The following is a 19,276-nucleotide window of genomic DNA, read 5'->3' as shown; positions in this document are numbered from 1 at the left end:
GCCGTCCCTGGCGCATGAGCATCCCTTTACGCGGCCAGGGTCAGGCAGCGACGTATTTGCTCAGTGATTCATTTTTCTCCAGCAGGGCCACGATCGCATCTACTGCTTCACCGGAAGTGGTGTCAGAGCTTGGGAAGATAGTAGCGAAGTTGTCCTGAAGTACCTTGCGGAAGTCACCGCGGTCAGCTTCATCAACGCCGAGAAGAACCGCGAGCGTGTCGATGTTCTCACCAGAGCCGCGAGACATGTCACGGGCCACCTTGTCAATGTTGCTATCCATGTACATGGCCATGGATTGGACTGAAGCATTGGTCTGGCAGCCCAGGGTACCGGTGGTCATACCGAACGTCTGGTTGCCAAAAGTGCCGTTGGTTGTGGCGGCCAATACGTGAGGAGCAATGCCGGATTGTCCTTTCCAGATCATGGCGCCTACGCCACAGCCGGGTTGTGCAAATGCCATAGATGAAGCACCCAGAAGAATTGCACCTGCAATCAGTTTTTTCATTATCCACTCCTTTCTGTGGTTTAGCTGTCGTCGCATACCGCATTGTCCGCTCCTTGGCTCGCAATGCGGGAACGGCCCTGACTGGTGTGGAGGCAGGATGACCGTTGACGTGAGTATAGTTCATATCCTGCGAGTGCAAGCTCAAAGATTTCTGAGTAATTGATTTAGCCCACAAATTTCCAGCAAGTTGTCCAGTCTTAAACTAAAAAGCCGGGGCATGAACACATGCCCCGGCTTTTTAGTTTTTCGATGCTGAATACCTAGCCACCCAGGTAGGCATTCTGGACATCCGGGTTGGCCAACAGGTTTTTCCCGGTGTCGTGGAGCCGGATCTTTCCGGTTTCCAGTACGTAGCCACGATCGGCCAGGCCGAGTGCCTGGTGGGCGTTTTGCTCGACCAGAAACACGGTAATACCTTCCTCCCGAAGGTGACCGATGATCTCGAAGATCTGTTTGATCACCAGTGGTGCAAGACCCAGCGATGGCTCATCAAGGATGATCATGTTGGGCCTGCTCATCAGGGCACGGCCGATGGCCAGCATCTGCTGCTCACCGCCGGACATGGTGCCTGCACGCTGGTTTTCGCGTTCTTTCAGCCGGGGAAAGAGCTCATAGACGTGCGCCTGACTCTTGCTGATCTCGGACTTGGTGTTGAAGAACCCGCCCATATGCAGGTTCTCTTCCACCGTAAGCCCTGAAAAGATCCTGCGTCCTTCCGGAACGATGGCTATGCCTGAGCGCATGATCTGGGCAGTAGGCTCGCGGGTGATCTCACGACCTTCCAGAAACACGCGTCCGGAGCTGGCTTGAGGGTTACCACAAACGGTCATCAGCAGTGTGGTCTTGCCCGCGCCGTTTGCCCCAATCAGGGAAACGATCTCACCTTTCTGGACCTCGACGGAAACCCCGTGCAGCGCTTCGATTTTGCCGTAGTGAGTATGGACATCTTCTAGTACAAGCATGGTTCTTCCTCAGGCCTCGCCCAGGTAGGCTTTGATCACGTCGTCGTTCTGGCGGATTTCTTCCGGTGTGCCATTGGCCAGGGGGCGTCCCTGGTTGATGACGTTGATCCGGTCAGAGATGTCCATTACCAGGCTCATGTCGTGCTCAATCAGCACCACGGAAACGTTGTAGTCCTCTTTCAGGCTGACAATCAGTTGATTGAGTTCCTTGGTTTCCGCCGGGTTCAGGCCCGCTGCGGGCTCATCCAGCATTAACAGTTTGGGCTCGGTTACCATGCACCGGGCAATTTCCAGCCGCCGTTGCTGGCCGTAGGCAAGATTTCCTGCTTCCCGGTTGGCCAGATGCATCAGTCCGACGCGTTCGAGCCAGTAGGCTGCACGGTCAAGGGACTTCTGTTCACGGTCCCGGTAATTCGGGGTTTTTACCAAGCCGGCAATCAGGTTGGTATTCAGGTGCCGGTGCTGGGCGACCAGCAGGTTTTCCACTACGGTCATCTGGCTGAACAGGCGCACGTGCTGGAACGTCCTCACCATGCCCAGGCGGGAGATCTTGTAGTCAGGCTTACCCTGAACTTCCTGTCCTTCGAAAACAATCTTGCCGCCTGTCGGCCTGTAAAAGCCGCTCATGCAATTGAAAACAGTGGTTTTTCCGGCCCCGTTGGGGCCGATGATTGAAACGATTTCCCGTTCCTGTACGTCCAGAGACACCTGGTCTACTGCCAGCAGGCCGCCAAAGCGCATGGACAGATTCTGTACTTCAAGCATCGTCCGTCACTCCTGCTTTTTTAGTTCAATGTGAATGCGACGCATGGGCATCAGGCCCTGCGGGCGCCAAACCATCATAAGAACCATGGCGGCACCAAAGATCAGCATGCGGTATTCGGAGAACTCTCGGGCCAACTCCGGCAGGATGGTGACGGCAACCGCCGCCAGGATGACCCCGATCTGGGAGCCCATCCCGCCGAGAACTACAATCGCCAGGACGATGGCAGACTCAAGGAAAACAAAGGACTCCGGGCTGATGAAACCCTGCTTTGAAGCGAAGACGGTACCGGCAAACCCCGCAAAGAATGCGCCAATGGTGAAGGCGGACAACTTGACGGCTGTTCTGCTCAGGCCCAGGGAGCGGGCCGCGATTTCATCTTCACGTAATGCTTCCCAGGCGCGGCCAACCGGCATGCGCATGAAGCGGCGGATAACCAGCGCAGTGAACACCGCGAGAACCAGCGCGATCAGGTACAGGAAAATTACCTTGTGCTCACCGCTGTAGGCTATACCGAAGGTTTCATGGAAAGAGGTGTTGCCTTCTTCCTTGACCCGACGACCGAACTCCATGCCAAACAGGGTTGGGTCGGGAATGCCACCGATACCGTTGGGGCCACCGGTCAGACTGGTCCAGTTGTTGAGCAGAATCCGGATGATCTCGCCGAATCCGAGGGTTACGATGGCCAGATAGTCGCCTCGCAATCGCAATACCGGAAAGCCCAGCACCAGGCCGAACGTTGCTGCCAGCAGCGCGCCGATAGGCAGAGCAAGCCAGAATGACACTCCCAGATAATCGGACATGAGTGCAAAGGTGTAGGCACCGACTGCGTAGAAGGCGACGTAGCCCAGATCCAGCAGGCCGGCAAGGCCTACTACCACGTTCAGGCCCAGGGCCAGCATGATGTAGATCAGAACCAGTGTGGCCAAATCGACCGAGCCGCGGGAAACGAAGAAAGGCCAGAACAGGGCGAAAATGATAATCCCGGTAAGAATCCAGGATTCGACCTTGGCGCGCCGGTTCTCAGCCATCGGCTCCTTGTCGGCCATGGGATTCAGACCCGGCAAGTTGCGGATCCTGCCCATGATCTGGTCACGGAACAGCTGGAATGCAAAGACAGCGATCGCGGCCAGGAACACCATCAAAATGGTTGATGCCTTGGCGCCGGTCAGGATGACATTGATGCCCTGGGCTTCCAGGTTAAAGCCGAGGATGGGGTAGGAAATAATCAGAGTGATAAATGCGCAGAAGAGCGCATGTTTGACGTTGTGAGCAGCCATCAGATCTTCTCAACCTCCGGTTTGCCGAGCAGGCCGGTGGGTTTAAACAGCAGAATGAGAATCAGCAGACCGAAGGAGACCACGTCCTTGTACTCACCGCTGAGGTAGCCGGAGGTCATGCTTTCGGAAACACCAAGAATCAGGCCACCTAACATCGCACCAGGGATGCTGCCAATGCCGCCAAGGACCGCGGCAGTGAAGGCCTTGAGACCGGCAATAAAGCCGAATAGCGGGTCAACCGAGCCGTAATACATCCCCAGGAGAAGGCCTGCTACCGCGGCCAGCGCTGCGCCAATGACGAACGTCGCGGAAATGATCCGGTTGGTATCGATGCCGAGGAGGCTGGCCATGCCGAGGTCCTGTGAAACCGCGCGGCAGGCACGACCGGTTCGGGAGCGTGCAATAAACAGGGACAGTGCGGTCATACAGACCAGCGTGGTTATGAATATGGTGATCTGCATGTAGGACAGCGACATCTGGAAGGCGCCTTCTGACCCGAACTGGAAGCCACCTTCAATCAGCGCCGGGAAGCCAACGTTGCGGGACCCCTGGGCGAGGTGCACATAGTTCTGCAGGAAAATCGACATGCCAATAGCGGAAATCAGCGGAATCAGGCGATGCCGCCCGCGAACCGGCCGATAGGCAACCCGTTCCACGGCCCAGCCCATGGCGCTGGAGACAATCATGGCGCAAATGAGCGCAACAATAAGAATAAGCGGTAACCAGGCGACACCCAGGGAGGCAAGGCCGGTTATCGCGATCAGCGCTGTGTAGGCACCAATCATGTAGATTTCACCATGGGCAAAGTTGATCATGCCAATGATGCCGTAAACCATCGTGTAGCCGATGGCGATCAGGGCGTAAGTGCTCCCGATCGTTAGCCCGTTAATGAGCTGTTGAGAGAAATACAGGAGGTCTTGCATTGTTTTGGGACTCCGAAAGCCTGCTCCCTCCGCTGCCGCACCCTCAGGGCGGGATATCCGCGCTGGTGGTTGGGGAGGTTCAACAGGAGCCTAGAAAAACACCTTCCCCCGGATCGCGGTGAGAAGGTGTTCCAGTATTACCGTTTGTTAACGATTTTGGCTTAGTTTACCGGAGTTTTGCTTCCATCTGAATGCCATTCGTAAACAACAAACTCGAATGACTTCATATCACCGGCCTTGTCATACTCAACAGTGCCAATGGGGGTCTGGAAGGAACCACTGCGCAGTGCTGGCGCTACGTCAAACGGATCGGTGGACTGGGCCTTCTCAATGCCCTCGGCAACCAGCTGGACAGCGGTGTAAGAGGTAAGGACGAATGGGCCGGACGGGTCTTCACCCTTGTCCTGGAATGCTTTTACCAGCTTCTGGTTTTCGGCTTTTTTGTCGAAGCTGGGCGGCAGAGTGACCAGCAGGCCCTCGGCTGCTTCACCGGCGATTGTGTTGATGTCTTTGTTACCAACACCTTCAGGGCCCATGAAGGTAGCGTCCAGGTTAGCCTGCCGCGACTGGCGCAGAATCAGGCCCAGTTCAGGGTGGTAGCCACCGTAGTAGACGTAGTCCACATCAGCCTGTTTCAGCTTGGTGATCAGGGATGAGAAGTCTTTGTCGCCGGCGGTAATACCTTCGAACATGGCAATCTCAACGCCTTTGTTCTTCAGGGTGTCGCGAACGGCAGTAGCAATACCTTCACCATACTGCTGCTTGTCGTGAATGATGGCTACACGCTCTGGGTTCAGGCTGGCAATGTGGTTGCCGGCAACCGGTCCCTGCATGCTGTCGAGGCCGATGGTACGGAATACCAGTTCGTAACCGCGCTCAGTGATTTCCGGGCTGGTGGAAGCCGGAGTCACCATCAGGATGCCTTCATCCTCGTAGATGTCGGAGGCGGGCTGGGTGGAACTGGAGCACAGGTGACCAATCACAAAGCGGACACCGTCATTGACCAGTTTGTTGGCGATAGTCACGGCCTGCTTGGGGTCACACACGTCGTCGTATTCAACGCCTACGAGCTGTTCGCCCATGACACCGCCGTTGGCATTGATTTGCTCGATAGCCATGCGGGCACCGGAGAACTGCATGTCGCCATACTGGGCAACAGGGCCGGTCATCGGGCCAGCAATACCAATCTGGATTTCGGCGGCGGCGTGGCCTGCGCCCATCAGGGCTACGGATGTGCTTACAGCGGTTACGAGTTTCTTAACTGAAGTTCTCATTAGGTTCTGTCCTGTTTGGTTCAGGGTTATTCTTGTGTTCTCAGAGCGTTAAACAAACACTACACACTGCTGCTTGTCAAGCGGCCAGGGCCAGAGTTTGCTCCGGAACACAGAGCCTCAAAGCAGGTCTCGAATGAAGCCTGTCGGTTCGACAAGGTAGCCTGCTAGCAAAGCCTGTGCCGGTCTGAGATATGTCACGCATCCGTGCTCTCTTCCTGGTCCGGAAACACCAGTGTGCGGAAGCTTCCGTGCTCACGCAACTGTTCAAAGCTGACATCAACGGATGCATCGTCCCGGTAAGCTTCTGAAATATCGATTGCTTTTTGTAAGGTGGTAACGGCATCTTCCCAGCGACCTATCTCCGCATAGGCGCAGGCCAGCTGGTAGTGGGCATGGCCATTATCCGGTGCCAGCTTGAGTGCCCGCCGGCAGAGGCTGATAGCCCAGAGGGGTTCCTGCATTTCGAGGACAGCATCAGCCTTGTAACTGAGTGCTTCAACATCGTCCGGGCGGAGGTCCAGAATCTGGTCATATGCGGAGATCTTGTTCTGCTGGGAGGTCTCCTGGCTTGCTTTAAGCCAGAGCGAGTGCACCTCGTTAGTGCGTTCAATTTCGGCCTGGTTCTGATGAATGATGTCGGATTTCTGCTGCAGTTGCTCTTCAATGGCCGCGAGTCGGTTTTCATATTCAATGACCAGTTCGTTCACCCGTTTCTCGGCCAGGCTGGTCAGCTGGTTCCGCATGTCCCGAATCGAATTCCAGCCGATGACAACCAGAATAGAGGTGGCGCCGGCAATCAGGTAAAAGAAGTAAGTCACGGTATCGGTTGCGTAGGACATGGTCTTGTCAGCAACTGATAGCTCTTTGTCGACGACCTTTTCGATCAGTTCTGCCCGGGTGTTCATTATTTCCTTGCGCAGATCTTTACTTTCCTGCAGCAGGTAATTCTCGATAAACGGCGTATACATTGGCTTTTCGAGGTCAGAGATCGCTGCGGCGACATCGTCCGATGTGACGTCTTGATGCTCGGATACCGTTTGTCCGGAACTTTGCGCCTGAGCGGGGCCATTCAGGATAAAAGCCAGTGCGATACCGGCAATGATCGTGGGCAGGGCGGATGCTTTTAAGCAAAAGCAGCGGGGCATAAGTAGTTCAGGCAAGAACCGGTGAGCGTATCGCATGATCATTGAGCGGCTTCCGTTTTTCAGGATTTCGGGAAGGTGCTGACCTTAGCACAGTGACAACGGGAAAAAACGCCCCGCGGCGGTGAAGATCACCCTGGCCGGGCTGCCGAAACGGCTAACAGTCACGGCTTGCATTTTATGGTACAAAGTCCTCTAATAGTTAGTGGTATAAATAAATTTTTGTTGTTATGTGTTAGACGACAGAGACTTCATTGGGGTGAGGCCTAAGCCGATGGCGAGTAGCAAAGATGTTTACTCAAAACCGCTCGACGCCTCCGGTGTTAATCAACAGGGGACTGCGGCCCCTGATCGGAGCAGTGATGTGAATAATTATGACCAGGTGCTGGTGGCGCTCAGGCGTGTGATTCGGGCAACAGACCTTCATTCCAAGCGCCTCAGCAAGCATGCAGGGTTGACTGGCCCTCAGTTGCTGATTATGCGGACCATCCGTGATCTTGGTGAGGTCACCATTGGCACCATTGCCGATAAGGTGAGTCTCAGTCAGGCAACGGTAACTACGATTCTGGACCGACTGGAGCATCGGAACCTGGTTTACCGGGTAAGAAGCACCCAGGACAAGCGCAAGGTTCATGCGCACCTGACTGAAGAGGGTGCGGAAATCCTGGCTCGTGCCCCCAATCCGCTTCAGGAAGACTTCATCAAGAAATTCCAGAACCTGGATGAGTGGGAGCAGACCATGATCCTGGCGTCGCTCCAGAGAGTGGCGAATATGATGGATGCCGACCACATTGATGCCTCTCCGGTTCTGCACGTCGGTCCGGTGCTGCGGGAAGATGGCTGGAAGGCAGACTCCAAGTCCTGAGGGGGTTGTAGCCGGTCCGTTTGTACTACTCCGGAAGTTTCGCCGTGACTTCGATGGATTCGTACCATGCCGCCACGTCGGCAATCTGCTGGTCGGTCAGATCCCGTGCCACCACGGTCATCATTTCATGCTCCCGTTTGCCGCTTCGGAACGCTTTCAGTTGATTCCGAATGTAGATCTGGCTCTCACCGGCCAGGTTCGGAGCAATCGGGATTTTTGCAATGCCGTCCAGGCCGTGGCAGGTTTTGCATTGACCCGCCAGCTTGCGCCCCGCGACAGGATCTGCCGGAAACGCGATGGAAGGAAAGATTAAGCACGGGAGCAATAATATCGCGGCCGATACGGACGGTTTGACCTTTCTCGACATGCTGATTCTCCGGTTGGCCGGAGAGCCACATGGCTCTCCGGCACTGAGGCTGGGATAGGCGTTGGGGGCTCAGGAGCCGGTGTAGGAAATCCGATAGATCGCACCGGCCAGGTCGTCGGAGACCAGCAATGAACCATCCTTGAGCTGTGCAACGTCGACGGGACGGCCCAGATATTCGCCGTTTTGGTCCAACCAGCCTTCAGCAAATGGAACGGTCTCTCCGGCAATGTTGCCTTCCGCATCCACCGGCGTGAACATCACTCTGGCTCCGATGGGTACAGTCCGGTTCCAGGATCCGTGCTGGGCCGAGAATATTCCGCCCTGATAGGCTTTCGGGAACATATTTCCGGTGTAGAACATCATCCCCAGGTCCGCAGCGTGGGCCACGGTTTCCGATACCGGGAACACCACATCGACGGGCACTTCCTCACCCTTGTAATCGTTGGTACGAACATCGCCACCGCCGTACCACGGGAAGCCAAAGTGCTGGCCCATCGCAGTCTGGCGGTTGATTTCACCCGGCGGGATATCGTCACCCATACCATCCACCTGGTTGTCGGTGAACCACAATTCGCCGGTATTGGGGTTGAAATCCTGACCAACCGAATTCCGGACGCCCCGGGTGTATACCTCCCTTCCGGTGCCGTTCCGGTTCATCCGGATGATGCCGCCGATACCCCGCTCGCTGAACTCATCAAGGTGCTCTTGTGGGGTGACGTTGTAGGGTTGTCCCAGAGAGATGTAGAGCTTGTTGTCGGGACCGATGTCGCAGACCCGCGCGGTATGGTTGTAACTGACAAACTGATCCGGGATCAGCTCACCTCCGGGGACCACTTGCTCGGCCACTACATCGCCGCCTTCATAGAAGAACTCCGCTGCCGGGTAGGCTAATACCCGGTTCTGCTCCGCGATGTAAAGCACACCGTCCGGGGAGAAACAGGGGCCGTTGGGTACTGCCTTGGCCAAAGAGGGTGCGAAGTTTTTGACATCGTCTGCCACCCGGTCCTTGTCGCGATCGGTGACCGCCCAGACCTCAGTCTTGCGCGTCCCCACGAAGGTGACGACACCCTGAGGACCGACTGCCATGTGGCGGGCGTCGGGAACCAGGGCATAAAGGCTGATTTCAAAGCCTTTCGGTAACTGGATTTTTTTCAGGGTATTCCTTATGGCATCGGCGCTGTCGCTGTTCTGGTCAATGACAGTGAATTCTGCATTTCCGGTAGTTTGGAAGTTACCAAGTTTTTTCAGTGTGTCGTCGGATTGGCTATGGGCGTAAGGTGCTATGGCCAGGCTTGCGGCCATACACAGTATTGAGGCTTCCTTGTTCATTGTTTTTCCGCTCTCTTTATCAACGAGTAGGGAGTCGGCAACCTGAAAGTTGCCGGCCGGTTACTTTTTGATCACTGCTACATTTCGAGTAAAGACAGCGGTCCAGTGAGCGTCAAGTTGACAGCCCACTGGTAAGACCAGTTTGTCAGTGGACGCTTGAGCGACTGAGCGGTTTGTCACCAAAGCAGACCTGAAGCACGTCGTTGTAATGCCTGGCAAAGTTAACCGTCAGGCCTTCCTTCAGGTAATCCGGCAGCTCTTCATAGTCACCCCGGTTAGCTTCCGGAAGAATCAGGTTGCCGATCTTCTGCCGGCGCGCCGCGATGACTTTTTCCCGAATGCCTCCCACTGGCAGCACTTGCCCGGTCAGGGTCAGCTCCCCGGTCATGGCAATATTCTGTTGTGGTGGCTCCCTGCGGGCAATCGAGAGCAGGGCAGTCGCCATGGTGACGCCAGCGCTTGGTCCATCCTTGGGTGTGGCCCCCTCCGGCACATGCAGGTGCACGAATGATTTTTCGAAGAAGGTCGGGTCTCCTTTGAAACGTTTCAGGTTGGAGGATACATAGCTGTAGGCGATCTCGGCCGATTCCTTCATCACATCGCCGAGCTGACCGGTCAGCTTGAACCCTCGCTGGTTGCTGTGAATTCGCGATGCTTCGATACTGAGAGTGGCGCCCCCCATGGCAGTCCAGGCCAGGCCGGTGACCACGCCGATCCCTTTCAGGGCTTTTTCCTTGCGGAACGCGGGTTGACCCAGATAAGTGGTCAGATCCGAAACGCCCACCTTCACTGGTTTATCAGGTGCTTCCAGCAGCTTCACGATGCCTTTCCGGATGATCTTGTGGAGCAGCTTTTCAAGACCGCGGACGCCGGCCTCGCGCGCATAGCCTTCGATCACCTGCCTGATAGCGGCATCTGTGATGTTGAGCTGTTTCTTGAGCAGGCCCGCGCGCTTCAGCAAACGTGGCAGCAGGTAATGCTTGGCGATTGCGAGTTTTTCCTCGGCGATATAGCCAGACAGGCGAATCACGTCCATCCGGTCCAGCAATGGCCGGGGGATGGTGTCCAGTTGGTTTGCGGTACAGATAAACAGGACCTTGGACAGGTCCATACGGACATCCAGATAGTGGTCAAGAAACTCGCGGTTCTGCTCCGGATCCAGGGTTTCCAGAAGCGCGGAGGCCGGGTCGCCCTGGAAGGAGGCACCGATCTTGTCGATCTCGTCGAGCATGATCACCGGATTCTCGACTTTTGAATCCTTCAGTGCCTGTACGAACTTGCCGGGCATGGCGCCAATGTACGTACGCCGGTGCCCCTTGATCTCGGCTTCATCCCTCATGCCGCCGACACTGAAGCGGTAGAACTTTCGACCAAGTGCATCGGCCACGGAATGGCCGATCGAAGTCTTGCCCACGCCCGGAGGGCCTACCAGTAACAGAATGGAGCCGCTAACTTCGCCTTTGAAGGTTCCTTCGGCCAAAAACTCCACGATGCGGTCTTTCACGTCGTCGAGACCATCATGATCCCGGTCCAGAATCCGGCGTGCTTCGGTCAGATCGAAGTGATCATCAGAGTGAATACCCCAGGGCACCTGGGTCAGCCAGTCCAGGTAATTGCGGGTCACGCCATACTCCGGCGAGCCTTGCTCAAGCACCTGCAGTTTTTGCAGTTCATCGTCAAAACGTTCCTGCACCTGTTCTGGCGGATTCAGCTTGGCCATGCGCTCTGCAAACCGCTCCGCATCGGCGGTCTTGTCGTCCTTGGCCATGCCCAGCTCACGCTGGATGACCTTCAGCTGCTCCTTCAGGAAAAACTCGCGCTGGTGCTTCTGAACCTTGGCGTTCACCTCTTCGCTGATTTCTGACTGCAGGCGTGCCACTTCCTGCTCTTTGCGCATGAGCAGGAGCACTTTTTCCATGCGCCGCAGCAGGGGAACGGTATTAATCACATCCTGAAGCTCGGCCCCCGGCGCACTGGTCATGGACGCGCCAAAATCGGCCAGGGGAGAGCTGTCATCCGGCCCGAAGCGGGACAGGTACTGTTTGACCTCTTCGCCATACAACGGGTTGGTGCGCAACAGCTCCTTGATGGCACTGATGATCGCAAGGGTGTAGGCCTTTAGCTCATCGGTGTCTTCCTCCGGCTCGTCCGGGTATTCCACCTCAACCAGGTAGGGCGGTTTTCTGCGCAGCCACTGGACGATGCGAAAGCGTTGAAGACCCTGAGCGATAAACTGAACCTTGCCACCCTCCGGCTGGGCATGGTGAACCCGAACGGCACAACCCATGGTCTCCAGTTCCTCGCTATCGGGAATGCCCTGCTCGGCTTCGTGTTCGGCCACGAAGCAGATACCGAGCACCCTGTGGTCCGTCTCACCAACCCGCTTCAGGGTTTCTTGCCAGGGGTCCTGATTCACCATGATGGGTTGAACCTGGGCTGGGAAGAACGGGCGATTGGTCACCGGCAGCACGTACATGCGCCTGGGCATCATCTGCTGAGGCAGGGCGAGGCTCTTGCTGTGTTCGTCCTTGCCGATGTACTCGGTCACGTCCTCTTCGAATCCTTCGATCGGGTCGTTGCGGTTGTCGTCATTCATGCCGTGAGATATCCATCCGGAAAGGTTGTGGTATGGTCGGGACGCGGACCGGAGGTCGCGTCCGAAGTAACACTTAATAGCCTATGTAACGGCAATTATGGCTATTTCAAGGATTTGGCCTTTCTGCAGCAGAGGGCCGGAGTAGATGCTTGATTTTCTGCTATCAGGCCCCAATGTCTCTGGCAATCACGACGATTCATACGACTTTTCAGGTGTCATGCATGATCGATTCCCCCTACATTTTCGAAGCCACCATGGAAAACTTCCAGCAGCAGGTGATGGATGCCTCAGCCAGCACACCTATCCTGGTGGATGTCTGGGCGGACTGGTGTGCCCCCTGCAAACAGCTGATGCCCGTTCTGGAAAAACTGGTCAACGAATATCAGGGTGGTTTCCTGCTGGCGAAGGTCAATGCCGATGAACAGCAACAGCTGACCTCGAGTCTTGGTGTGCGCAGTCTCCCGACTGTCATTCTGGTCAAGAACGGGCAAGCGGTTGACGGCTTTAACAGTGCTTTGCCGGAAAGTGAGATTCGAAAGGTGCTGGATCAGCACATCGAGGCGCCGGAAGAAGATCCATATGACAAGGCCCATCGCCTTTGGGAAGAGGGCGACGTGAACGGTGCGCTGGCCATCTTGACAGAAATGAACCAGAAGGACCCTGAAGACCTGAAAGTCCTTATCGATCTGGCCCAGCTGAAAGCGGAAATGGGTGATCTGGAGACAGCGGAGCAGGTGCTTGCCAGCCTGCCGGCGGAGGAAAAAATGCAGGTTCAGGCCAAGCAGCTGGCGGCCCGGGTGAAGTTCCTCAGACAGTCTGCGGAACTGCCGCCCATCACGGATCTTGAGATGGCTCTTGAGCAGGATCCGAAAGATCCCAATGCGTTGCACCAGTTGGCCGTGCATCACGTATTACAGGAGAACAATGCCGAGGCCATGGACTTGTTGATTCGCCTGATGCGGGTCGACAGTAAGTACAAGGACGAAGTTGCCAAGACCACGCTGATCGAGCTGTTCGACAAGCTGGGTAACAACAACCCGGATGTTCGGACTTATCGACGTAAACTCTATACTCTGATGCACTGATATTTGCCCAGCGCGGAGCCGGTATCAGCGCTGGCTCCGCGAATTCTGTATGCTGAAACTTCCTCCCCAGCCTGATCAATGTGAGCTCTGTGAACGACCTGTCGCCAGGCTGACTCGCCATCACCTTATTCCGAAACATCTGCACCGCAAGAAACGATTCCAGAAGCTGTTCAGCAAGAACGATCTTATAACTCGCACTTTGTGGGTTTGCCGCCCTTGCCATAACGCCATTCATAAAGTGCGTTCTGAGTCCGAGCTTGGTCTTTACCACAACACTCGCGACACATTACTTGAGTTGGAGGAGCTGAGGACGTTTGTTGAGTGGCTGAAGGATAAGCCGGAAGGATTTGTGCCCAAATCCTTCCGGAGTTAAGTGGCCAGCAGAGCCAGGCTGCTGCCTGGCCTGAATTCTTGCGGTGAGTCGCTATCCGGCAAATGGCTCGATGCGATCTTGTCTACCGGCACCGGGCATATCCCTTAGCCCACCAAAGCGTTTGAAAAAAGACTCATTGGGGCTGGGCAAGGGGCCGGAAGCGTTTTCAAGATTTTCATCCAGCCACTGCTCGGCCCGGGCATAGATTTTCCGGTACAGGTTGCGGCAAAGCTGTTTGGCGCTTCGGCCCTCCCAGTCTCCCGGAAGCAGCTCGTCGGGCAGTTGCGGATCCCTGAGGAGAATCTTCCGATATTCATGAATCAGCAGAATTCTTGCCAGCAGGCATTCCTGGGGTGTCAGGTTGTCATTTGACTGCAGTTCCCGCCAAAGCGGTCTGAACTGCTCCAGAAAATGACGGTAACGGTAGGCCAGTTCATCCAGGTTCCAGCTTTCCCGAACCTGCAGCCGGAGCGCTCTGGGGCTTTTCTGCTCAAGGGGCTGGGTCTGCATCACGATGGTGTCGTCAAGTGCCCCCCATTCCTGCAGCATGGGAATCAACTCGTGGCGAGTATAGCGGGGATGCTCCATCACGCCGGGGGCCATGCTCCCAAAGCTGAGCCACTTCAGCTCTTCCCGAACTTTTTGCTTCATTTCCGGATTGAGCTGGCTCAAAAAAACAAGACACCAGCTCCCGCTCCATTCTTCATTGCCGATGCTGTATACGTGCTGGAATGCCTGCTGAAAGCGGCGCAGACCTGGCCCGGTCAGGCTGTAGTAACTGCACCGGCCAATGCGCTCCGTTTGCAGCCAGGTCTCCTGGACCAGTCTGTAAACCGAGGTCCGGATCAGCCGCTGGCTGATCCCCATGGGTTCGAGCAGCTTCATCAGGCTGCCGAGCCAGACTGTTCCGCCTCTGGGGGCTATCGCATCACCATAAACGGTAATGATGAGTGAGCCTGCCCGAAGGGGTCGCTTTTTCTTGAACTCTTTTACAAGGCTCTCTAACTGAGTCTTTGCTGACATGATTTTGGTATCGGATTCTTGGAAATAAAAAATTGGCCTGACGGCTATTATGCGGTTCTGGCCGTCGAGGTAAAGCTCGTCGTGCGTCCGCGTCAAAACTGGAAGCTTCGCCGAAGGTCGACTTTACTTGATGGGGTGCGTCCCGACGTCGCCAAAACAGGTTGACACGGGATTTATGATACAATAACTTTAATTGATGTTCGTCAATGGTATCGAATTGATGCCGGGTGACGAAGGCTCTGAATCTCTCTCATCTGGCACGACAGGGTGAAGGGCGGTCAGGGAGGTTAAGGTGGCCTGACGTTTGTGACACAGGAGTGCACTGGAAACATAGGGTCGCTGTCTTATTTTTGAGGCATGAGGGCGGGATAAACCAGGCCCCAAACAACTCGGGAGAACAAAAACAATGCTTAAAACAATGGTGCGTCGCGCAGGAAAATGCGCTGTAGTCGCTGCGGCCGGCCTCATGATGATGAGTGCTCAGGCAGCAGAACCAATCAAAATCGGGTCTTTCCTGTCAGTGACAGGTCCGGCTTCTTTCCTTGGTGATCCCGAGCTGAAAACGCTCGAGATGTATGTTGAAAAAATTAATGAAGATGGTGGTGTTCTGGGTCGTCAGTTGGAACTGATTCACTACGACGACGTCGGCAATGCCTCTTCAGCCCGTAACTTTGCAAGCCGTCTGCTCCGCTCTGATCGTGTTGATATTATCGTAGGCGGAAGCACAACCGGGGCAACCATGGCCGCTGTTCCGCTGGTTGAACAGGCAGGCGTGCCTTTCATTTCCCTCGCAGGCGCGGTTGTTATCACAACTCCGGTGAAGAAATGGGTTTTCAAAACTCCGCAAACTGACCGTATGGCCGCCGAGCGTGTCCTGGACGACATGAAAAGTCGTGGCCTGACCAAAATTGGTCTGATTTCAGGAACCGGTGGTTTTGGCAGTTCCGGTCGTGCTCAGACGCTGGAAGTTGCCGAGATGATGGGTGTTGAAATCGTTGCCGATGAGACCTATAGCGGCTCCGATACAGACATGACTGCGCAGCTGACCAATATCCGAAACACCGACGGTGTGCAGACTGTGCTGAACTTTGGCTTCGGTCAGGGACCGGCGATTGTTACCCGCAACTACAAGCAGTTGGGAATTGATCTGCCGTTCTACCAGTCTCATGGCGTTGCCTCCGACAGCTTCCTGGAACTTGCTGGCGATGCGGCCGAAGGCCTGCGCCTCCCGGCTTCTTCCCTTCTGGTGCCGGATTCGTTGCCCGAGTCTGACCCACAGAAAGACGTCGTTCAGATGTACAAGTCTGAATACGAAGCCCGCTGGGACTCCAAAGTTTCGACGTTCGGTGCCTACGCCTATGATGGCCTGATGCTGGCAGTCGAGGCTATTGAAACGGCAGGTAGTACCGATCCGGAAGCAGTACGCAACGCTCTGGAAAACATCAGTGGCCACGTTGGTGTAACTGGTGAGTTCAACATGTCCGCAGACGATCACAATGGCCTTGATGCCGATTCCTTCCGCATTCTGGAAGTCCAGAACGGGGAATGGAAACTGATCGACTGATCCCCCCTTTCTACAACTCGTCTCTCGGCAGGTTGATTGCTCCTGAACAGGGGTGATCAGTCTGCCGGTGTTCGACCGGAATCAAGGCTATGTTTTCAGAATTCTTACAGTATCTCTTCACAGGGATAACTATTGGTGCCACCTACGCACTGATAGCTCTGGGATTTACCCTCATCTATAACGCCAGCCACGTCATCAACTTCGCCCAGGGTGAGTTCTTGATGATCGGTGGTATGGCAACGGTTTCTCTAACCGCCATGGGTGTTCCCATGATTCTGGCGGTTGTCCTGGCAGTGGCCCTGGCCGGCGTTCTGGGTATTGCGTTACAACGGTTTGCGATTGCACCGGCAAAGCAGGCCGACGTCGTGACGCTCATCATTATCACCATTGGTGCCTCTATCTTCATTCGTGGCCTTGCCCAGCTGGTCTGGGGAAAGGAATACCACGTTATGGCGAACTTCAGTTCGGATGAGCCCATTCGTATTTTTGGTGCTGTCCTGAACAGCCAGAGCCTCTGGGTTCTGGGTATCGGGGCAGTGCTCGTGGTTGCCCTGGTTCTGTTTTTTACCCGTACCCTGATTGGTAAGGCCATTCTGGCGACGTCAATGAACAAGGAGGCAGCCCGATTGGTTGGCATCCGTACCCAGATGGTATTGATGCTGGCGTTCATGGTGTCTGCGCTGCTTGGTTCCGTGGCCGGTATCGTGGTGGCTCCTATTACTTTCACCTCCTATGACATTGGCATTATTCTGGGCCTGAAGGGCTTCGTTGCTGCGGCTATCGGTGGTCTGGGCAGTGGTGTCGGTGCGGTTGTTGGCGGACTGGCGCTCGGCGTGGTTGAAGCCATGGCGGCAGGTTATCTGTCCTCTGACTACAAGGATGCGGTTGCATTCTCCATGATCCTGCTGGTGCTTTTCTTCCTGCCCCGCGGGTTGTTCGGTGCCAAGGTAGTGGAGCGCGTCTGATGCTGAATCGTTTTATGCAGTTGCGTCTTCGGGGGCTGATCGTTCTCGCGATTATCCTGTTTTGTCTTCCGGCTTTCCTCAGCAACCCGTTCCACTATGATCTTGCGACACAGATGGCGATCATCGCGGCTACTGTCGTTGGTCTTAATCTGCTGGTGGGGTTTGCCGGTCAGATAAGCCTGGGTCATGCTGGATTTTTCGGCCTGGGGGCCTACTTTACCGGCATTATGACCGGGACTTATGGCTGGTCTTCCGTGCCGGCTCTGGTCGTTGGCGCTATTGCGGTCGGCTTTATTGCCTGGATCGTGGGGCGTCCGATTCTGCGCCTGAAAGGTCACTATCTTTCGATGGCCACGCTGGCGGTTGGTTTCATTATCGCCATCATCCTGAATAATGAACGTGCCATCACCGGTGGTCCGGACGGCATGCCTGTGCCCGCTCTTGACCTGTTTGGCTGGGAGCTGAGTTCGTTCGGGCAGTACTCGTTGTTTGGTATCGAAATCGAGGGCTATACGGCCTGGTATCTCTTTGCCAGTGTGATCCTGTTGCTGGCCGTGTGGTTCGCCCAGAACCTGATTGAGTCGCCCATCGGTCGTGCGTTGCGTTCGGTGCACGGGTCGGAAGTGGCGGCCCGGGTGGTCGGTGTGGATACCGCCAAGTATAAGAGCCTGGTGTTCGTGATTTCTGCCGTTTATGCCAGCCTCATGGGCAGCCTGTTCGCCCATTTTCAGGGTTTCATTACCCCGGCCGTTGCCAGCTTCGAGTTCTCGATTGTCCTGATCACCATGGTTGTTCTTGGCGGTATGGGGTCCACGTACGGTGTCATTCTTGGCGCCGTGGTACTGAAGTTGCTGCCTCAGGTACTGGCGGACTTCCAGGAGGTGGAAACCGTTATGTTTGGTCTGATTTTGATGCTGACTATGATTTTCATGCCCAAAGGGCTGTTGCCGACCCTGACCGCAGTCGCGTCCAAAAAATGGCGTAAGAAGGCCGGAGGTGCAGCATGAGTGCATTGGTTGAAGTCAAAGGACTCGACAAGGCCTTTGGTGGTGTCCACGCGGTTGAAGGGGTCAGCTTTGCAGTAGATGCCGGCCAGGTCTATTCCGTCATTGGTCCGAACGGTGCGGGCAAGACCACCTTGTTCAACCTGATTACGGGGCTCTATACCCCGACCAGCGGTGAGATTCTGCTGAACGGCGAGAGCACTGCCAGTCTTGAACCCAATCAGCTGGCTGAGCGCGGAATGTGCCGCACGTTCCAGCAAATGCAGATCTGTATGAACATGACGGCAATAGAAAACGTCATGCTCGGACGTCATCTTCAGCTAAAGAGTAATCTGTTCACCACGCTTTTCCGTTTGCCGGCATTGCGTCGGGATGAAGCGGCGGCACGTGAACGGGCTGCAGAGTTGATGAACTATGTCGGCTGTGGGGATTATCTCGACACCGAAGCCTCTGCCATGTCCTACGGGGCGCTCAAGCGGCTCGAAATTGCCCGGGCGCTGGCGGCTGATCCAAAGATCATACTCCTGGATGAACCGGCTGCAGGCCTTAATGCCACCGAAACGGCGGCGCTTGAGCAGTTGATACGAAAAATCGCTGATGAGGGCACCACGGTCATGCTCGTTGAGCATGATATGAAGCTGGTCATGGGAATATCCGACCGACTTCTGGTTCTCAACTATGGCCGTGTACTGGCCGAAGGCTCCCCGGCAGAAATCCGTCAGAATCCGGATGTTATTGCTGCCTATCTGGGTGGCTGAGTAAGGAGGCAATTCAAATGACACAGCAACACACGGAAATTGCGCCTGCCCAGTCACACGGACAGCAGGCTATTGGCACCATTGTGAAGGAGCATCAGGCGCTCTGGCGTACTCTTGATCTTCTGGATCAGCTGTTGCACGACATGAACATCAATGAGCAGCAGCCGGACGAAAAGCTACTGACAACCATTTTTGATTATATTCAGCACTTTGCCCGACGAGTGCACAGCCAGCCTTCGGAGATTGCGCTGTATCGCCTGCTTGGTGAGAAATCTCCGGAATCCGTACCCTTGCTGGAGAAGCTGTCGAAAGGGTATGTGATTGGCAACGAAAAGGTGATCGAGCTTCGTCAGCTGCTGAAAACATGCATGCAGCAGTGGCCAGAGGGCCGGGAAGAATTCAGCCACGCCCTGGCACGATTTACGGAATCCTTGCGCAAGCATATTCGCAAGGAAGAGGGGGTTGTCATCCCCAGAGCCCGTGATCTGCTAAGCGAGG

Annotated in this window: 18 protein-coding genes and 1 pseudogene; 8 read left to right on the top strand and 11 right to left on the bottom strand. The window is 55.5% G+C overall.

Annotated elements, in window-relative coordinates:
* Positions 1-40: 40 nt before the first annotated feature.
* The 7 genes from KFJ24_RS12390 to KFJ24_RS12360 all read right to left on the bottom strand — a co-directional run bounded on the left by KFJ24_RS12390 (position 41) and on the right by KFJ24_RS12360 (position 6,852).
* Positions 41-505 carry a DUF3015 domain-containing protein gene (locus KFJ24_RS12390; protein WP_250831405.1) on the bottom strand — a complete coding sequence of 155 codons (465 nt, stop codon included), beginning with the start codon at positions 503-505 and terminating at the stop codon, positions 41-43.
* Positions 506-765: 260 nt separating this feature from the next.
* Positions 766-1,467 carry an ABC transporter ATP-binding protein gene (locus tag KFJ24_RS12385; protein WP_250831404.1) on the bottom strand — a complete coding sequence of 234 codons (702 nt, stop codon included), beginning with the start codon at positions 1,465-1,467 and terminating at the stop codon, positions 766-768.
* Between the two features lie 9 nt (positions 1,468-1,476).
* Complete coding sequence (livG, locus tag KFJ24_RS12380; RefSeq protein WP_250831403.1) at positions 1,477-2,232, bottom strand: high-affinity branched-chain amino acid ABC transporter ATP-binding protein LivG; 756 nt, start codon at positions 2,230-2,232, stop codon at positions 1,477-1,479.
* Positions 2,233-2,238: 6 nt separating this feature from the next.
* Positions 2,239-3,510 (bottom strand): high-affinity branched-chain amino acid ABC transporter permease LivM, encoded by a 1,272-nt coding sequence (locus KFJ24_RS12375; RefSeq protein ID WP_250831402.1) that lies wholly within the window; start codon positions 3,508-3,510, stop codon positions 2,239-2,241.
* A complete protein-coding gene (gene livH, locus KFJ24_RS12370; protein ID WP_250831401.1) occupies positions 3,510-4,433 on the bottom strand; it encodes a high-affinity branched-chain amino acid ABC transporter permease LivH in 924 nt (307 codons plus the stop codon). Before livH ends, KFJ24_RS12375 begins: the two co-directional genes overlap by 1 nt.
* Positions 4,434-4,594: 161 nt before the next feature.
* Positions 4,595-5,707 (bottom strand): branched-chain amino acid ABC transporter substrate-binding protein, encoded by a 1,113-nt coding sequence (locus tag KFJ24_RS12365; protein WP_250831400.1) that lies wholly within the window; start codon positions 5,705-5,707, stop codon positions 4,595-4,597.
* A 194-nt stretch (positions 5,708-5,901) separates the two neighbouring features.
* The gene (locus KFJ24_RS12360; RefSeq protein WP_250831399.1) at positions 5,902-6,852 is read right to left on the bottom strand and encodes a tetratricopeptide repeat protein; all 951 of its coding nucleotides are present in this window, start codon (positions 6,850-6,852) and stop codon (positions 5,902-5,904) included.
* A gap of 361 nt (positions 6,853-7,213) precedes the next feature.
* Here KFJ24_RS12360 and KFJ24_RS12355 point away from each other — a divergent pair, with 361 nt between their 5' ends.
* Positions 7,214-7,714 carry a MarR family winged helix-turn-helix transcriptional regulator gene (locus KFJ24_RS12355; protein WP_250831398.1) on the top strand — a complete coding sequence of 167 codons (501 nt, stop codon included), beginning with the start codon at positions 7,214-7,216 and terminating at the stop codon, positions 7,712-7,714.
* Between the two features lie 25 nt (positions 7,715-7,739).
* On the opposite strand, the gene KFJ24_RS12350 is transcribed toward KFJ24_RS12355, so the two are convergent.
* From KFJ24_RS12350 to lon, 3 genes are all read right to left on the bottom strand, one after another.
* Entirely contained in the window at positions 7,740-8,081 is a 342-nt protein-coding gene (locus KFJ24_RS12350; protein WP_250831397.1) for a c-type cytochrome, read from the bottom strand.
* Between the two features lie 69 nt (positions 8,082-8,150).
* The gene (locus tag KFJ24_RS12345; protein ID WP_434968010.1) at positions 8,151-9,410 is read right to left on the bottom strand and encodes a PQQ-dependent sugar dehydrogenase; all 1,260 of its coding nucleotides are present in this window, start codon (positions 9,408-9,410) and stop codon (positions 8,151-8,153) included.
* Between the two features lie 145 nt (positions 9,411-9,555).
* The gene (gene lon / locus KFJ24_RS12340; RefSeq protein ID WP_250831396.1) at positions 9,556-12,006 is read right to left on the bottom strand and encodes an endopeptidase La; all 2,451 of its coding nucleotides are present in this window, start codon (positions 12,004-12,006) and stop codon (positions 9,556-9,558) included.
* Between the two features lie 221 nt (positions 12,007-12,227).
* Here lon and KFJ24_RS12335 point away from each other — a divergent pair, with 221 nt between their 5' ends.
* Both KFJ24_RS12335 and KFJ24_RS12330 read left to right on the top strand, forming a co-directional pair.
* The gene (locus tag KFJ24_RS12335) at positions 12,228-13,091 is read left to right on the top strand and encodes a thioredoxin family protein (protein ID WP_250831395.1); all 864 of its coding nucleotides are present in this window, start codon (positions 12,228-12,230) and stop codon (positions 13,089-13,091) included.
* 49 nt (positions 13,092-13,140) lie between these two features.
* Positions 13,141-13,464, top strand: coding sequence for a hypothetical protein (locus KFJ24_RS12330; RefSeq protein WP_250831394.1), 324 nt, complete (start codon positions 13,141-13,143; stop codon positions 13,462-13,464).
* A 51-nt stretch (positions 13,465-13,515) separates the two neighbouring features.
* On the opposite strand, the gene paaX is transcribed toward KFJ24_RS12330, so the two are convergent.
* On the bottom strand, positions 13,516-14,487 hold the full coding sequence (gene paaX, locus KFJ24_RS12325; RefSeq protein WP_250831393.1) for a phenylacetic acid degradation operon negative regulatory protein PaaX: 972 nt from the start codon (positions 14,485-14,487) through the stop codon (positions 13,516-13,518).
* 406 nt (positions 14,488-14,893) lie between these two features.
* Here paaX and KFJ24_RS12320 point away from each other — a divergent pair, with 406 nt between their 5' ends.
* From KFJ24_RS12320 to KFJ24_RS12300, 5 genes and pseudogenes are all read left to right on the top strand, one after another.
* Complete coding sequence (locus KFJ24_RS12320; RefSeq protein WP_250831392.1) at positions 14,894-16,051, top strand: ABC transporter substrate-binding protein; 1,158 nt, start codon at positions 14,894-14,896, stop codon at positions 16,049-16,051.
* Positions 16,052-16,140: 89 nt separating this feature from the next.
* Positions 16,141-17,016: a branched-chain amino acid ABC transporter permease gene (locus tag KFJ24_RS12315; RefSeq protein ID WP_250831391.1), complete on the top strand. Its 876-nt coding sequence runs from the start codon at positions 16,141-16,143 to the stop codon at positions 17,014-17,016.
* Positions 17,016-18,023 carry a branched-chain amino acid ABC transporter permease gene (locus tag KFJ24_RS12310; protein WP_250831390.1) on the top strand — a complete coding sequence of 336 codons (1,008 nt, stop codon included), beginning with the start codon at positions 17,016-17,018 and terminating at the stop codon, positions 18,021-18,023. The genes KFJ24_RS12315 and KFJ24_RS12310 overlap by 1 nt, the downstream gene beginning before the upstream one ends.
* A complete protein-coding gene (locus tag KFJ24_RS12305; protein WP_250831389.1) occupies positions 18,020-18,778 on the top strand; it encodes an ABC transporter ATP-binding protein in 759 nt (252 codons plus the stop codon). The genes KFJ24_RS12310 and KFJ24_RS12305 overlap by 4 nt, the downstream gene beginning before the upstream one ends.
* Before the next feature lie 17 nt (positions 18,779-18,795).
* Positions 18,796-19,245, top strand: a pseudogene (locus KFJ24_RS12300) (hemerythrin domain-containing protein); the annotation flags it as partial.
* Positions 19,246-19,276: the final 31 nt, after the last annotated feature.

This window comes from Marinobacter sediminum, from assembly GCF_023657445.1.
In the GTDB taxonomy this organism is placed as follows: Bacteria; Pseudomonadota; Gammaproteobacteria; order Pseudomonadales; family Oleiphilaceae; genus Marinobacter; species Marinobacter sediminum_A.
This window is presented reverse-complemented; position numbering and strand designations above follow the sequence as displayed.